12 protein-coding genes are annotated in these 15,072 nt (G+C 44.4%); 6 read left to right on the top strand and 6 right to left on the bottom strand.

Going from position 1 to position 15,072, the window contains the following annotated elements; genetic code table 11:
* Nucleotides 1-9 precede the first annotated feature (9 nt).
* From C1A07_RS04840 to C1A07_RS16065, 3 genes are read left to right on the top strand one after another with little or no spacing between them, the layout of a single operon-like run.
* On the top strand, nucleotides 10-2,775 hold the full coding sequence (locus C1A07_RS04840) for a type I restriction endonuclease subunit R (protein ID WP_101876103.1): 2,766 nt from the start codon (nucleotides 10-12) through the stop codon (nucleotides 2,773-2,775).
* 12 nt (nucleotides 2,776-2,787) lie between these two features.
* A complete protein-coding gene (locus C1A07_RS04835; protein WP_101876102.1) occupies nucleotides 2,788-4,356 on the top strand; it encodes a type I restriction-modification system subunit M in 1,569 nt (522 codons plus the stop codon).
* A 2-nt stretch (nucleotides 4,357-4,358) separates the two neighbouring features.
* Entirely contained in the window at nucleotides 4,359-5,618 is a 1,260-nt protein-coding gene (locus tag C1A07_RS16065; protein ID WP_145996037.1) for a restriction endonuclease subunit S, read from the top strand.
* Here the strand turns inward: C1A07_RS16065 and C1A07_RS16165 are convergent.
* A complete protein-coding gene (locus C1A07_RS16165; RefSeq protein WP_180952180.1) occupies nucleotides 5,611-6,687 on the bottom strand; it encodes a restriction endonuclease subunit S in 1,077 nt (358 codons plus the stop codon). The genes C1A07_RS16065 and C1A07_RS16165 overlap by 8 nt on opposite strands.
* A 292-nt stretch (nucleotides 6,688-6,979) precedes the next feature.
* On the opposite strand from C1A07_RS16165, the gene C1A07_RS04820 reads away from it, so the two are divergent.
* Entirely contained in the window at nucleotides 6,980-7,594 is a 615-nt protein-coding gene (locus C1A07_RS04820; RefSeq protein ID WP_242972250.1) for a restriction endonuclease subunit S, read from the top strand.
* Here the strand turns inward: C1A07_RS04820 and C1A07_RS04815 are convergent.
* On the bottom strand, nucleotides 7,587-8,648 hold the full coding sequence (locus C1A07_RS04815) for a restriction endonuclease subunit S (RefSeq protein ID WP_180952179.1): 1,062 nt from the start codon (nucleotides 8,646-8,648) through the stop codon (nucleotides 7,587-7,589). The genes C1A07_RS04820 and C1A07_RS04815 overlap by 8 nt on opposite strands.
* Before the next feature lie 173 nt (nucleotides 8,649-8,821).
* On the opposite strand from C1A07_RS04815, the gene C1A07_RS04810 reads away from it, so the two are divergent.
* A complete protein-coding gene (locus C1A07_RS04810) occupies nucleotides 8,822-9,769 on the top strand; it encodes a tyrosine-type recombinase/integrase (RefSeq protein ID WP_101876101.1) in 948 nt (315 codons plus the stop codon).
* 24 nt (nucleotides 9,770-9,793) lie between these two features.
* Here the strand turns inward: C1A07_RS04810 and mobQ are convergent, their stop codons facing one another.
* The 4 genes from mobQ to C1A07_RS04790 all read right to left on the bottom strand — a co-directional run bounded on the left by mobQ (nucleotide 9,794) and on the right by C1A07_RS04790 (nucleotide 13,387).
* The gene (gene mobQ, locus C1A07_RS04805; RefSeq protein WP_101876100.1) at nucleotides 9,794-11,494 is read right to left on the bottom strand and encodes a MobQ family relaxase; all 1,701 of its coding nucleotides are present in this window, start codon (nucleotides 11,492-11,494) and stop codon (nucleotides 9,794-9,796) included.
* Complete coding sequence (locus C1A07_RS04800; RefSeq protein WP_101876099.1) at nucleotides 11,464-11,886, bottom strand: hypothetical protein; 423 nt, start codon at nucleotides 11,884-11,886, stop codon at nucleotides 11,464-11,466. Before C1A07_RS04800 ends, mobQ begins: the two co-directional genes overlap by 31 nt.
* Nucleotides 11,859-12,065 (bottom strand): DUF3847 domain-containing protein, encoded by a 207-nt coding sequence (locus C1A07_RS04795; RefSeq protein ID WP_101876098.1) that lies wholly within the window; start codon nucleotides 12,063-12,065, stop codon nucleotides 11,859-11,861. The genes C1A07_RS04800 and C1A07_RS04795 overlap by 28 nt, the downstream gene beginning before the upstream one ends.
* A 92-nt stretch (nucleotides 12,066-12,157) precedes the next feature.
* Nucleotides 12,158-13,387 carry a DUF4368 domain-containing protein gene (locus C1A07_RS04790; protein WP_330399589.1) on the bottom strand — a complete coding sequence of 410 codons (1,230 nt, stop codon included), beginning with the start codon at nucleotides 13,385-13,387 and terminating at the stop codon, nucleotides 12,158-12,160.
* Nucleotides 13,388-13,440: 53 nt separating this feature from the next.
* Between C1A07_RS04790 and C1A07_RS04785 the strand changes: the two genes are divergently transcribed.
* A complete protein-coding gene (locus C1A07_RS04785; RefSeq protein WP_101876097.1) occupies nucleotides 13,441-15,063 on the top strand; it encodes a baseplate J/gp47 family protein in 1,623 nt (540 codons plus the stop codon).
* Nucleotides 15,064-15,072: the final 9 nt, after the last annotated feature.

The raw sequence follows: 15,072 nt of genomic DNA, 5'->3' as shown, positions 1-15,072 counted from the left end.
GTTGAAGATATGTCATACCAAAGCGAAGCAGCTCTTGAACAGCAATTTATAGAGCAACTAAATAAACAGGGATACAATCCTGTGTCTATTCCTGATTACGATGCGCTACTCGAAAATTTCAAAATACAATTTGCAGCCTTCAATGCGGCAAAGCTCGACCATCCTTTAACAGACAAAGAATGGGAGCGTGTATTCAACATCATGCTTGGAAAATCAGTTTTCCAGAGCGCAAAAATTCTCAGAGATAAGTTCGTGTTGGAGCGTGAGGACGGGACAAAAGTATACCTTTCTTTCTTCGATGCCGACCACACAAAGAATATCTTTCAGGTGACAAACCAGACAACGGTTGTCGGAAAATATGTGAATCGTTATGATGTGACGATCCTTGTCAATGGACTTCCTCTCATTCAAGTGGAGTTGAAGCGGCGTGGCATAGATATTCGAGAAGCCGTCAACCAAGTGATGCGCTATAAAAAGCATTCCTACAATGGACTGTACCACTTCATTCAGCTTTTCGTTGTGTCCAATGGCGTTGATACAAAATACTTTGCCAACTCCGACAGAGATATGCTTCACAGTCTTGCCTTCTTTTGGACGGACTTCAACAATGTGCGTATCACCAATCTGAAAGAGTTCTCTATCTCCTTCCTTGCCAGAGACCATATTATCAAGATGCTGACGAGATACACCATCCTGAATGACACGGACAAGCTGCTCATGGTGATGCGTCCCTATCAGGTGTATGCGGTAGAGGCTCTTGTGCGGCAAGCAACCCTCACAAATCGCAACGCCTATGTTTGGCATACAACTGGTGCAGGAAAGACGCTGACCTCTTTTAAGACAGCACAAATCCTTGCAGCCAATCCCAATATCAAAAAGGTTATCTTCCTTGTTGACCGGAAGGACTTGGATTCTCAGACCACAGAAGAGTTCAACAAGTTTGAAAACGGCTCTGTTGATGCCACTGACCGCACTGATGTTCTTGTAAAGCAGATGCAGGACAAAAACCGGCAGCTCATCGTTACAACGATGCAGAAGATGGCGAACGCTGTGAAGCGTCCTCAATACGCAAAAGTTATGGATGCCTATAAGGACGAGAAAGTTGTCTTCATTATTGACGAGTGTCACCGCAGTCAGTTTGGTGATATGCACAAGGACATTGTTCGGCATTTCCAGAAGGCACAATTCTTCGGCTTTACCGGCACACCTCGTTTTGAGGTCAACGGAAAGACGGAGGGAAAAATCACACAGACCACAGAAATGCTCTTCGGAGAATGCGTACATAATTATCTCATCAAGGATGCTATCTTCGACAACAATGTTCTTGGCTTTCATATTGAGTACATCAAGACGATGGAGGGTGATTTCGACTGGGACGATCCCACAATGGCAGATGGGATTGATGTAGGCGAACTCTATATGTCCGAGGAGCGGATGTCTATGATCGCAAACCACATTGTCCAAAACCATAAAGCGAAGACAAGAAACGGTCAATACACAGCCATCTTTGCTGTCTCTTCTATTGAAGCTCTGGTCAAATACTATGACATCTTCAAGAAGATCAATCATGACCTGAACATCAGCGGTATCTTCTCCTATGGACAGAACGAAGAAGCAGAAGGTAAAGATGAGCATAGTCGGGACGCTCTGGAACGGATCATCAAAGACTATAATGAGATGTACAGCACCAATTTCTCGACGGACACCTTCTCAGCCTATCACAAGGATATTTCAGACCGTGTAAAGGGAAAGAAAACCAAGTCCCTTGACATCCTTCTTGTAGTAAATATGTTCCTGACCGGCTTTGACAGCAAGCAGTTGTCCGTCCTCTATGTGGACAAGGATTTGAAATATCACGACCTGCTGCAAGCATACTCACGAACCAACCGTGTTGAAAAGGAAACGAAACCCTTTGGTATTATCATCTGCTACCGTAATCTGAAAAAGAGGACAGATGACGCTCTTACCCTATTTTCTCAGAGCCATGATACTTCTGGTATTGTTGTTCCCGACTATCCCTATTTCGTCGAGAAGTACAATGAAATGGTTACTCGCTTGAAAGAAATCGCTCAGACTCCAGCGGATATTGACACCATGCAGAACGAGGATGACCAGAAGCTTTTCGTTGAGACATTCCGTGAGCTGACCAAATATTTGCAATCACTTCAAACCTTCATTGAGTTCAGCTTCGACCAAGACTCTCTCATCATGAGCGAGCAGGAATATCAGGACTATAAGAGCAAGTATCTGATGCTTTACGCAAAGCAAAAGAAAGATCGTGAAGTTGTTTCCGTCCTGAACGATGTGGATTTCTGCATTGAGCTGATGGAAAGTGACCGAATCAATGTTGCTTATATCATGAACCTTATCCGAAACATTCACTTCGATGATGCCAAACAGAAGGATTATGATATTAAGCACATCAAGGAAGAGCTGGGAAGAACAGATAATCCGCAGTTGCTCCGCAAGGTGGAGATTCTGCAAGCCTTCTTGGATCGTGTTGTTGTGGGGCTGGAAAGTGCAGATGAGATCGACGCTGCCTACAATGACTTTGAAAATGAGGCAAAGCGTGAAGAAATTGTCGCTTTTGCTCAGACAGAAGAAATTGATCCTACCATGCTGACCGATTTCATCTCGGAATATGAGTTTTCCGGCACAATGGATGCCGGTAACATCCGTGACCGTATCGAAAAACCAATGCCGCTGCTGAAAAAACGCTCTCTGGTGAACAGAATTGTAGACTTTATCCGGCAGCACACCGAAAAATTTCAATAAGGAGAATGTAAAATGGACAACAGTATTCAGGCGCACCAGAAAGAGCTTTGCAATAAGCTTTGGGCGATGGCAAACGCACTCCGGGGTAATATGGAGGCGTATGAGTTTAAGAACTACATCTTGGGCATGATTTTCTACTACTATCTGTCTGACCGTACAGAGAAGTACATGGCGAATCTTCTGAAAGACGATGGCATCAGCTATGAAGACGCATGGGCTGATGAGGAATACAAAGAAGCCGTTGTAGAAGAGGCTCTGCGTGATCTGGGCTTTATCATTGAACCGCAATTCCTGTTCCGCAAGATGGTCAAGATGGTTGAAAACCGTTCTTTTGACATTGAGTTTTTGCAAAAAGCAATCAATGCCCTTATGGAGTCCACACTTGGCAATGATTCTCAAGAGGACTTCGACGGGTTGTTTTCTGATATGCAGCTCGACTCTACTAAACTGGGGCATACCGTCAAAGACAGAAGTGCTGTCATGGCAAAAATCATTGCCGCTCTGGACGAAATCAACTTCGGAGTAGAAGACACAAAGATTGATGTTCTTGGCAATGCCTATGAGTATCTGATCGGTCAATTCGCTGCAACAGCCGGTAAGAAGGCTGGCGAGTTCTACACTCCTTCAGGTCCTGCCGAGCTGCTGTGCCGTCTGGCTTGTCTTGGACTAACGGATGTCAAGGACGCAGCCGATCCCACTTGTGGCTCTGGTTCTCTTCTGCTACGCCTTAAAAACTACGCAAATGTGCGTAACTACTATGGTCAGGAACTTACTTCCACCACCTACAACCTTGCCCGAATGAATATGATCCTTCGTGGCATTCCTTACCGCAATTTCAATATCTACAACGGTGACACTTTGGAACATGACTACTTCGGTGACATGAAGTTCCGTGTTCAGGTTGCCAATCCTCCGTATTCTGCAAAGTGGTCTGGCGATTTGAGTTTCATGGAAGATCCCCGGTTCAACGAATACGGCAAGCTTGCCCCGAAGAGCAAGGCTGACTTTGCTTTTGTACAGCACATGGTTCACCACATGGATGAGGACGGACGAGCTGTTGTGCTGCTGCCTCATGGCGTTTTGTTCCGTGGTGCTGCGGAAGAAGTGATCCGTAAACACCTTATCCAGAAGTTGAATGTGCTGGATGCCGTGATTGGTCTCCCTGCAAATCTCTTCTTCGGTACAGGCATTCCGGTGTGTGTCCTTGTCCTCAAGAGAGAACGCAACGGCAATTCCGACAACATTCTGTTCATTGATGCTTCCAATGATTTTGAAACTGGCAAGAACCAGAATATTCTCCGTGAGTGCGACATTGATAAGATCGTCGAGACCTATGAGCGCCGTGAAGATGTGGACAAGTATGCTCATGTTGCAACCATGCAGGAGATTGAAGAGAATGGTTTCAATCTCAATATTCCCCGATATGTTGATACCTTTGAGCCGGAAGAAGAAATTGACCTGAACGAAGTAGCTGCGGAGATCCGCAAACTGCAAAGTGAAATCAAGGACATTGATGCAGAGCTGAAACCGTTTTTTGACGAACTGGGACTTGATTTCCCGTTTGAAGTGGAGGGCAAGTAATTATGGCAAATGTATCCTCAAGTAACGGTCTCGAAAAGCGTCCGAAACTTCGCTTTCCGGGCTTTGATGAGCCGTGGGAGAACCGCAAGTTTAGCTCTGTATTCTCTTTTTTGCAAAACAATACTCTTTCACGATCTGAACTTGATACAGCCGGGAAGGTATTAAATATCCATTACGGCGATGTTCTAATAAAATATGGAAGCGTTCTTGATGCTTCTGACCAAACAATTCCTTACATTGTACCCGGAAACGAGAGTCCAAACTATGTCCATCTACAAGACGGAGATGTTGTTATTGCAGACACAGCCGAAGATGAGACCGTCGGAAAAACCACCGAGATATATAATGTTTTGGGAAGCAAGATTGAGGCTGGACTTCATACAATTCCATGCAGACCTATGATTCCATTTGCTCCGAAGTATCTTGGATATTACATGAACACATCATGCTATCATAAGCAGCTTATACCTCTTATGCAGGGTATTAAGGTTTTATCCGTTAGTAAAGGGAACATTTCAAAAACCGAAATCTCAGCACCAAACTCCCTTGAAGAACAGAAAAAAATCAGTTCTCTCTTGTATCTGCTGGATCAAAGGGCTGCAATTCAAAGTAAGATAATAGAAGCCCTCAAGAAGTATAAAAGAGGTGTCGTTCGTAGTCTTTTGTCACCAGAGGACCGCAAGCTGAAAAATGCTCAATGGAGCCGTGATACCATAGGCAATCTTGGCTCATTTATCAAGGGTGCGCCGTTGTCAAAGGCAGATATTTCAAAAACGGGTACGCCATTTATTCTGTATGGAGAGTTATACACAACCTACCACGAGGTCATTACTTCTGTTGTAAGGAAAACAGAAGCCGAAGTCGATTCTGTATATCGGAGCATTGTAGGCGATGTGCTTATTCCAACCTCCGGCGAAACGCCCGAAGAAATCTCTACCGCTTCGTGTGTGATGCTTCCCGGAGTTATCCTTGCCGGTGATCTGAACATTTTCCGCAGTTCAAAGGTAGACGGGAGAATTATGAGCTATATACTTAATCACATTGTAAATGGGAGTATTGCTCGTGTTGCGCAGGGCAAATCCATAGTTCATGTACAGGCAAGCGAAATCTCTAAGATAGAAATATCTTATCCTGATCCTGAGACACAAGACCGCATAGTGCGAGTTCTTGAAGCAATCAGCAGTCGTGTTGAGTATTGCGAGAAGGAATTAGATAATCTCACTAAAATGCGTGGTTCTCTGTTGCAGCAGCTTTTTATATAAAGAGCTGCTGCAACAATGCCTTCCTTGCAGTGATCAGATCGGAGCTTTTTCTCTCTTCCTTAGTAATCCGACAATCCATTGAGTAAAGCAATAAAGCAATTTTCTTTTGTTCTTCTAATGTGGGTACATATACATTTGCTTTAATAAGCTCTCCCTTACTTATAGAAGACACCTTTGTCCCTTGAATGAGAGGATATATCTGTGTCCTGAAAAGAGATGAATTGAAGTAGTATCCAAGATACATCGGCTGGAACTTTATAAGCGGACGGCATGGAATAGTGTGCAAACCAGATAATACAGATAGACCGTTTGCTCCGGCAATTTCTGTTGCTTTCCCTACAGTATAGTCTTCCGCAGTATCGGCAAACACAATATCTCCATTACACATATAGCTTGCAGAAGAATACTTTTTCAATTCAATATCCGGTTTAATGTATGGTGGTTTGTCCTCGGCAATGTTGACTATTGCACCATATTTAATTAGCACATCTCCATAGTGTATGTTCTGGACGGTGCTAAGTTCTGAGGTCAAATCTTCCCGTGAAAAAGTGTTGTTCTGCAATAGCTCAAACGCATCACCAAGCTTAACAATCTTACAACCAGAACTCTGAGAAATGTGGGCAAATAGTGAGTCGGACAGTCCTCTTTTATACTTCTTGAGGGCTGAGACAAACTGCTGTTGTTTGTTGATACGGTTGCTTAATAAACCTAAAAATTTCGCCACTTTTTCCTGTTCGTCACGACACGGAAGATAAAGCGATTGTTCGTACAAAGTGTCCCACTCCACATTCCTCCTACATACACTTGCGCCTACGGTGGTTGCATTGTAGAAGAAACGCTTTGCTGCGTCGGATTTTATCCACTGGGCTATGAGATCAACAGAGCAACCGGTGATGTCATAGGTTTTGTATGCAGGAGATACCATCCCATGCTCGAACCGCTGATTGACATTAGCATTACCCAAGTGAAGGTTTTGTGTGGACAGAACCATCGTTCCGTATTTTATTTTCTTATAGCCTTTATTGCTTGCGCCTCGCTGATGTCCAAAGAGTTCTGTATTTAGAAACATTCCCTCGATGGCGGCAGAAAGAAGAGTATCTTCGTCCTCTTCTTTTGTGCGATCACTATATTCATGAACAAGATCACCAAAGGCTATCGGTTTCCACGGCTCATCAAAGCCCGGAAAGCGAAGTTTCGGACGCTTTTCGAGACCGTTACTTGAGGTCTATTTTACAACTGAATAGTAGCAAGAACTTAAAGCAAAATCCCTTGCAGTAGCAGAGAGTTTCCGCTATTGCAAGGGATTTTCGTCTTTCATATAGCTATTCTGCGTACTTAGTCAGAAGTATAAAAGAGGTGTCATGCAGAGGATATTCCGCAATATGTCTGTGGTCTCGCCATCAGGCTTTGAAACAGTGAAACTATCTGCAATTTTCAAGAAGGTTTCTCGAAGAAATAACAAGAGCGAAATCAAAAATGTCATTACAAACTCCGCAGAGTATGGCTTGATTCCACAACGGGACTTCTTCGACAAAGATATAGCGGTTGATGGAAACACATCAAATTATTATGTTATTGAGCAAGGTGACTTTGTTTATAATCCGAGAAAGTCTAACACAGCTCCTTACGGTCCTTTCAACCGATATGAGCGAAAAGAAAGAGGCATCATTTCTCCACTATATACTTGTCTGGTGTTACAAGCAGATATAGAGCCATCCTATCTTGCATGGTATTTTAAGAGCGATGCTTGGTATCGGTATATTTACGATAACGGATCGCAAGGTGTTCGGCATGATAGAGTTTCAATGACGGATGATCTCTTGATGGGAATACCGGTTATTATTCCCTCAAAAGAGGCACAGCTAAAAATAGCTAAGCTCCTTGACTGCTTGGAAAGTCGATTTCAAACTGAACTTTCTCAGTATGAATCCCTAAAATCTATTCGAGTGGCATTATTGCAGCAGCTCTTTATATAAAGAGTTGTTGCAAAAGAGCCTTTTTTAGTTCCACCAATGTAGTCAAGCACATCTCCGCATTTTGGATTTTTACATCAAATGAAGAAAGCATTTTTGAAATTTGTTTTCTTGCCGTTTCGGGAGGAAGAGGCAACTTGCATTCATTAAGGATTCCTTTGGTTATCTGATTGATCGTTGCTGTACCCGTGTCCTTAAAAACTTGAGAAAAAAACATTTGGCTATTTAAGTAATGAAAGATATAAGTATCATTTAGCTTGCTACGAATTATCATCATAAATGCGCCCCATGTTGTCATAGCCATATTGTTTGGAATTAGTGCAGTTTTTCCAACAAGCTTTTTGCTGCCATTTCGTACACACATAATGACATCATCACATTTTACTTGTAAGCTCTCATCCACTTTCTTGTCTACATAGACGCAGTCATCAAAAGACAGCACTCCATTTTGAATGTTGGATGACCTTAAAACAAGATACCCCGCAACTGAAACATCACTTGGACTATATGTAAGTCCCTGTAAAAAATCAGCAACTTCGGATAAATAGACTGTCGGGTATATATTTCCATTGATATTTGAAAAAACCTTGTTAAGCAATCCTCTTTTATACTTCTTGAGCTGTTCGACAAGCGTTACTTGTGCTGCGATTCTTTTGTCGAGGGTAACGAGCATAGAGGCTACTTTTTCCTGCTCTGCAACTTCCGGTAAATAAACCTTGATTGTTTCTATTTGCGGATATTTCAAGTTCCATGTATCGGAGGTCATCCCCTGTGAGTTCTTTCTGAACTCGTTGATCAGTTTATAGTTCTTGAAAAGAGCTGCGAAATACTCATTACAGATAGAGACCTTTGCCGTGAGAACAGTGTAGGCAGGGCTGACGATACCGTCATAAGAAGACACGCCATTCGCTCCTTGCCACATCCTCATCGAGTTATAGACCATATCTCCCTTGCGGACAACCTTGTAGTTGCTTTTATCTTCTCTTGAGTTGTCTTTCCCCTCAATTTCGGAACGCTGCATAACTCCATCATTCATTGTAACAGAAAGCAGCTCCATATCAGCCGCCTCACGCTCACTACGCTCGGCGTATATGTCCCCGATGCGATGTAATATATACGGCTTATCAAAGCCCGGAAAGCGAAGCTTCGGACGCTTTTCGAGACCGTTACTTGAGGTTTATAATGCCCTGATTATTCCTCCATCAGATAATATCCGTGGAGGTGGTCAATATGACTAACAATACACAATTCAAGACGCTGTTGAACACTTGGTTAAATCAAAAGAAGCCAATGATCACACCGTCAACCCATGCCAGCTTCACGCTGATAGCCGAAAATCATTTAATACCGCACTTCGGCAAACGGAAGATTGGCAGCATCACCGAACAGGACATTCAGAGCTACATATCGTATCTCTACGAGTCCGGACGGCTGGATAAGTCTGGCGGTCTCACTGTAAAGACCATACGAGATGTGATTCTTGTGTTGCGTCTTGCTATGGAATATGCCTACAAAGAGAGAGCAATACCGTTGCTCAACTGGGACTTGATTGAGTACCCTAAAGAGTTAGGCATCAAAAAGGTGGTCTCTCTGTCTAAGGATCAAGAGCAAGCTCTGATTCAGTGCATCTACATGAACCTGAACAGGAAGACCGCTGGCATACTCATCGCACTGTTTACCGGTGTACGGATCGGAGAACTCTGCGGCTTGCAAATGAAAGACATCTCGCTGACGGATAAAACTATCAGCATCAACAAAACCGTCCAACGCATTTATGACAAGAAAAAAGGAGAGTCCTATCTACACATAGGACCACCGAAGACCAAGACATCAGCTCGAACAATTCCTGTACCGTCATTGCTGATGAACATTATCAAGAAGTTCTATACAGAAAACCCCAACCATTACTTCTTGACTGGTAAGACGAAGCCAACAGAACCTCGCACATACCGGCAGTTCTTTTCCCGTTTTCTGAAACGAAATGGGCTGCAAAAGGTAAAATTCCACGAAATCCGGCACACTTTCGCAGTACGGGCAATCGAGATACCGGAGTTTGACATTAAATCTCTTTCGGAGATTTTAGGGCATAAAAATGTCTCCTTCACGCTGAATGTCTATGGCAGCGCAAATCTCCAACAGAAGGTCAAGTGTATGAACTTATTAAATGATCTTCTATAAAAATCAGCGGGCGGGAACGGGATTTTACCGTTCCTGCTCGTGTTTCTTTGAAGTTTTTTTACGCTCGGAAGTCTGCACCTGTTTTTCACGCAAATGCTCACGAACAGATTGTACCTCTGTTTTTTCTTCCAATAATTCAGAAACATCACGCTTGCTGTCAAACAGAATAAGCGGATCAAATTTTTCTCCATATGCCGCTTTGATTTTGGAAGTGGCAGATTGAATCTTCTCCCCCTGTAAGGCGATTCGCTGTTCGGAGAGTTCTGCTGAATCCACATCTTTTGCCTGCTCCCTTAATTCCGAGAACTGCTTTAAGGCATCCTCCAACTCGGCAGCATATTTTTCTTCCTGCTTTGTCAGCCGCTTCAAATTTCCTTCCATAGCCGCAACACTCTTTTTGACCTCAGCAATTCCGGTATCCTCACTACAATCAAATGAACTGAGGAGCATCGTCTTTTCGGATTTCAGTTCTTCCAAGTCTTCCGTCAGTTCGGCAATCTGTTTTGCCAAATCATTATGAGCAACAAACTGATAAAATGGTGTCGCTTTCTTCTCTGCCAACAGCGTTTTCCGTTCTTTGGTCTTATTTTTAATCTGCTGTGCCAATAAGGTATAGCGCTCCAGATCGGGCTTCAACACATTCAGGCTTTCCGATAATTTGTGTTTTCCAAAACCGGCATAGCGAATCTGATAGCGGAAAATAACCATGTTCGCCCGTAAGGACTCCATTGCTTCTGCAAGCGCAGGAATAGATACTTTGACTGCCTGCATCAGCTTTTTCACTGTTGTTTTCAATTCCCGCAGAAGGGCGTTGTCTGCCTTAATCTGACGATTCAACTCACAGCGGTCAGAAACAATCCCCTTTTTCTCCAATGCTCTTGCAACCACACCCTCGTGAATGGTGGGCTGCTCGGTCAAGCCCCGATCTGCATGACTGCGGTGGTCGATGCGTTCTTCGTGTCCGGCAGTCTTCAAATGGTGATTCGTCACATCAGCCCACGCTGCTCTCCATAAAACAAGTTGTTCTTCGCTGTTCCAACGCTCGGCAATGGGATTCTGTCTGCCGAACTTGGTGCTTTTCGGATGCTTGCTGGCTCGTTCATAGCCGTGATTCTCCGCTTCGGAAGGTGGCAGATATACCTTCTTGCGACCGACCTTATACTGGTATTGCTTTTCCCATCCCTCTGTCTGTGCTATCTTAAACTCATCCGCAGTAAAACCTTGTTCCTCTCCATTTTTCACACAGAGATATTCTTTCAGCGTCTTATATTGCCAGTTCCCTTTTTCATCTAACGGGCGCACTGTCAGCATGATATGGGCATGGGGATTATGACCAGGAGGGTATGGATCGTGAATTGCCACATCTGCACACATCCCATCAGCTACAAAGGTGCCAGAAATAAAATCGAACAGCAGCTTTTTCCACTGTGCTTCGCTCAACTCAATCGGTAGAGCAACCACAAATTCACGGGCAAGGCGGCTGTCTTTTGTCTTTTCATTTTCTTCTACGGCGTTCCAAAGCACGCCCCGTTCTTTCCATTCTGATGGGGCGAACTCTGGTAGGAATACTTCCTGCCAGACCAGTCCTTTCTTGCGGGTGTAGTCATGCTGCACCCCATCATAATCATTAAGGATTTTAGAACAACTCAGATAAGCGGAAGCTGCGACAGCGCTTCTTCCTGTACCACGGCTGACTACTTTTGCTTCCAGATGATAGATTGCCATTTGTTTTTACCGTCCTTTCTTTCTGTTTCTCTTTTGAAAAGAGAAAATGGGTGTCGCCGGAAATGCGATACCCATAACTGCGTAAAAGCTGCCGGTGGCAGGTTTTCGCAGGCAGGCGGCGGGATGGGGTGGCAATATGCCACCTCATCGTTTTGCTGATATTGCAAAATATAGAGCCGACTGCACAGGGAATGTTCGCTTGCGACATTGCCTGCCCCCTCTGGAGAACTGTCTGAAAGACAGTTCGTGAGGAGCGCACGAGCCCGACCAACGGGAGGGATACCACCGCCTGCTTTGCAGGTGGTGAGTAAGTGCGCCCTTCGGGAAAAAGAAAAAGCGACCGATAGCCGGTCGCTCATAAAAATCATCGGATTGGTTTGAATACTTCGCACAAAAAATCCTCCAACTGTTCCAAAGTCATCTGTGTTGTCTGCGGTAATGCTTTCTCCAAAATCGCACCTTCCTGAATCAGTCGCCGTGTCCGTACTTTTCGCTCTTTCTGCCGGTCACGCATCTGTGCTTCTTCCAATCTATGCTTCGCCTGCAAAAGTTTCTTTTCATTTTCTGTCATAAATTTTATTCCTTTCTGCCGTATCCGGCTGAAAACGCAAAGAAGGCGGCTCATGAGATTTTATTCTCACAAGTCGCCTTCAGCGTCATTTATTATGCGGTTTTCTGTTCTTGTCCATTTTCTTTAATAGGCGGGTTATCAAGCAATACAGGTTTTTTCTCTTTTATTTGCTTCGCAGCATTGCGTTCTTTCTGCATCCTGCGGTTTGCTTCCGTCCTGCAATCATCACAGCAGTATTTTACATCTTTCCGTGTAGCGGTAAAAGTTTTTCCGCAGTTCTCGCAGACACATTCCCGCTTTCGGTTTTCTGCCGCTTCCTGCCGGTAAAATTTAGTACGGCACTTCGGACTGCAAAACAGAGTATTTGACCGCTTAGATTCAAATTCTTCACCGCAGCATTTACAGATTAGCTTAAATGGCTGACCAACTGCGTGTTCACCAGCCTTGATTTTTTGGTAGCGTTCCCGACTCTTGATGCGGTGTCTGCGAAGCTGTTCCTGCCGCTTGATCTCCTCCGGTGTCAGCTCCGGTTCGGGCAGTTCAAACCGTCCGATAAATTTCAGATAAATCTCAACCTCCTGCACTCGATCCCCATCAATCTTTTCCGGGGCGTGGACAATGATTTTTTCTATAAACTCATTGATCATTGGAGTAGTCAATTCAGAAAAATCGGTGTACTTCTTTGCTAATGAAAGGAATTGCGCCGCACGGTCAGTATCTTCCTCAAAAGAGGACAGATGCGATTCTGCATCCGATACAGATGTGACAAGAGTTTTCTGCTCCGCTTCGTATTCTGCAAGCAGAGTATCAAAGCGTTCATCGGTAATGCGCCCAATAGCAAAAGATTCGTAGAGCTTTTTGATAATGGTATCAAGCTCGGCAATACGCTTACGGTCTCTGTTCAACTTGCGTTTGGTATCCTTTGCGACTTCCGCCTGTCTGATTTGAGAAGCAGAACGCACCTTTTTCATAAACTCATCCTGATTGGCGATAGCAAAGGTACTGGCTGTTCGGATGGTTTCCAAAACAAGCTCTCTGACCGCTTTTGTCCGAATATAGTGACCGCTGCAAGCATGAGTGCGCTTTTGATGTGCCAGCGTGTAGGCGGAGCAATCGTAAAAATCAGAGGGATAGGGATTGTTCTCCGTACCGCCTTTGGAACGGTGATTGGTCATTTTCGCTCCGCAGTCAGCGCAGAACAGAAGTCCAGTCAGCGGATTGGCTTCGCCAAGCGTATCGTGGCGTCTCGGTGTCTTTCGCAGTTTCTGTGCAAGCTCCCACATTTCCTTATCTACAATCGCTTCGTGGGTGTTCTCAAAGATCAGCCAGTCCTCCTGCTAACAGTTTTAAGACAACAGGACAGTATATCAGTCCGGTGCTGTCAGAAACCAGTTTTCAGTACCGCTATTTAGACGGTGGGGTCAGACCTGAGTATTTTATAGAAAAGAATAATATGAAAGAGCGGCTGATCCGGTCAGAGGAGTGTCTGGGAAGCTTGTATGGGTATGATCCCATAAAGTTGACAGAGGATGAGAAGCCCGGGCTGTACCTGGGATTTTACAAACCTTTAAATAGAGGGCCTGTGAAGATTTTGGCTGTGACAGAAAGCAAAAACAGGGACAGGCAGCCCCGCCTTAAATGGGAATATTTGAAAGAGGGAAGATTTCAGGAATTTCATCCTGTAGATGAGACAAGAAATTTAGGACAAACAGGCTTAATTACCTTTAACGGGCTTTTAGGCATGGAAAGGTCAGTTCTTTTCGGCCAGGACTGTTACTGGATTCGGATTGTAGATGAAACAGAGGCCATGTACAGTCAGCCAGAAGAAAATAAGCCGTGGATCAAGGCTTTCTATTTAAACGGAACTGCGGTACATACAGTCCGGTCAGGATTTCAGGAGTTTTTTACATTAGATCAGCCGGAGGGAGACGTAAGATTTCACCTGCTGAACCAGTCTATTTATAAAGCCCAGGTATGGGTGAATGAGACAGGGCGGCTGTCACGGACAGAGAGAGATCAGCTGGACAGTGAAAAAAGGCTGAAAATTATATATGGCGAAGACGGAGCCGAGACAGAGGTTTGGGTGCTGTGGGAGGAAGAGACTGAAAGTGGGAAAAAGGAGCGGGGATACAGGCTGGACCACAATCAGGGAATATTGGAATTTAAAGACGAGAACAGTAGAAAACAGCCGGCGCCCGGTGTTTTAAACGGAATTCAGGTAGATTATTCTATAAGCGCAGGACAGGCGGGGAACTTTTTGCAGGGCCATATTACAGGCCTGGAATTAACGGCGGGCTTTATTAATAAGGCAGATAATCCTCTGCCTTTGTCAGGAGGATGGGACAGAGAATCAGGGGCGGCTGCCATGAAACGTCATGGACGCCAGCTAAAACACAGATTTCAGGCTGTAACCCCGGAGGACTTTGAAAAATTAGCTCTGGCTTCCGCCGGCTCTATCAGCAAAGCCGCATGTTTTACAGGATATGGAGAGCAGGGAGAAAGAAAACCAGGCCATGTAACTCTTGTGGCAGTTCAAAAGGATTTTGAAAACAGCAGCTTGTATTTTCAAAGCCTGAGACAGACCATTATGGAATTTTTAAAGGATAAAGCGCCGGTAAACCTGATTGGAGGAGGAAGATTTCACATTGTGCCTCCGGTGTTTGTGGAAATTCAGGTAAGCGCGCAGATTATTGTGGAAGATTTTCAGCAGATATTTTCCTGCCGCCGTAAGGTACTGGAAAGGATATCTGAATTTTTAAATCCTATTAACGGAAATTTCCTGGAAAAGGGATGGCAGGTGGGAACCCTGCCGGACAGAAATCAGATTGATATGGTGCTGAAAAATGCAGAAGAAGTAAAAGAAGTGAGAAATTTAATTATAACAGGATGCATCAGAAACGGTCAGGAGACTGTGGAGGTAAATCCGGAAGAAATGGGGCAGTGCCCATATGTACTTCCTGTAAGCGGCGCTCACAGGATTACGGTACAGGCCCAATAGGAGATGATG

This window comes from Lachnoclostridium edouardi, assembly GCF_900240245.1.
Classification (GTDB): Bacteria; Bacillota; Clostridia; order Lachnospirales; family Lachnospiraceae; genus Lachnoclostridium_A; species Lachnoclostridium_A edouardi.
This window is presented reverse-complemented; position numbering and strand designations above follow the sequence as displayed.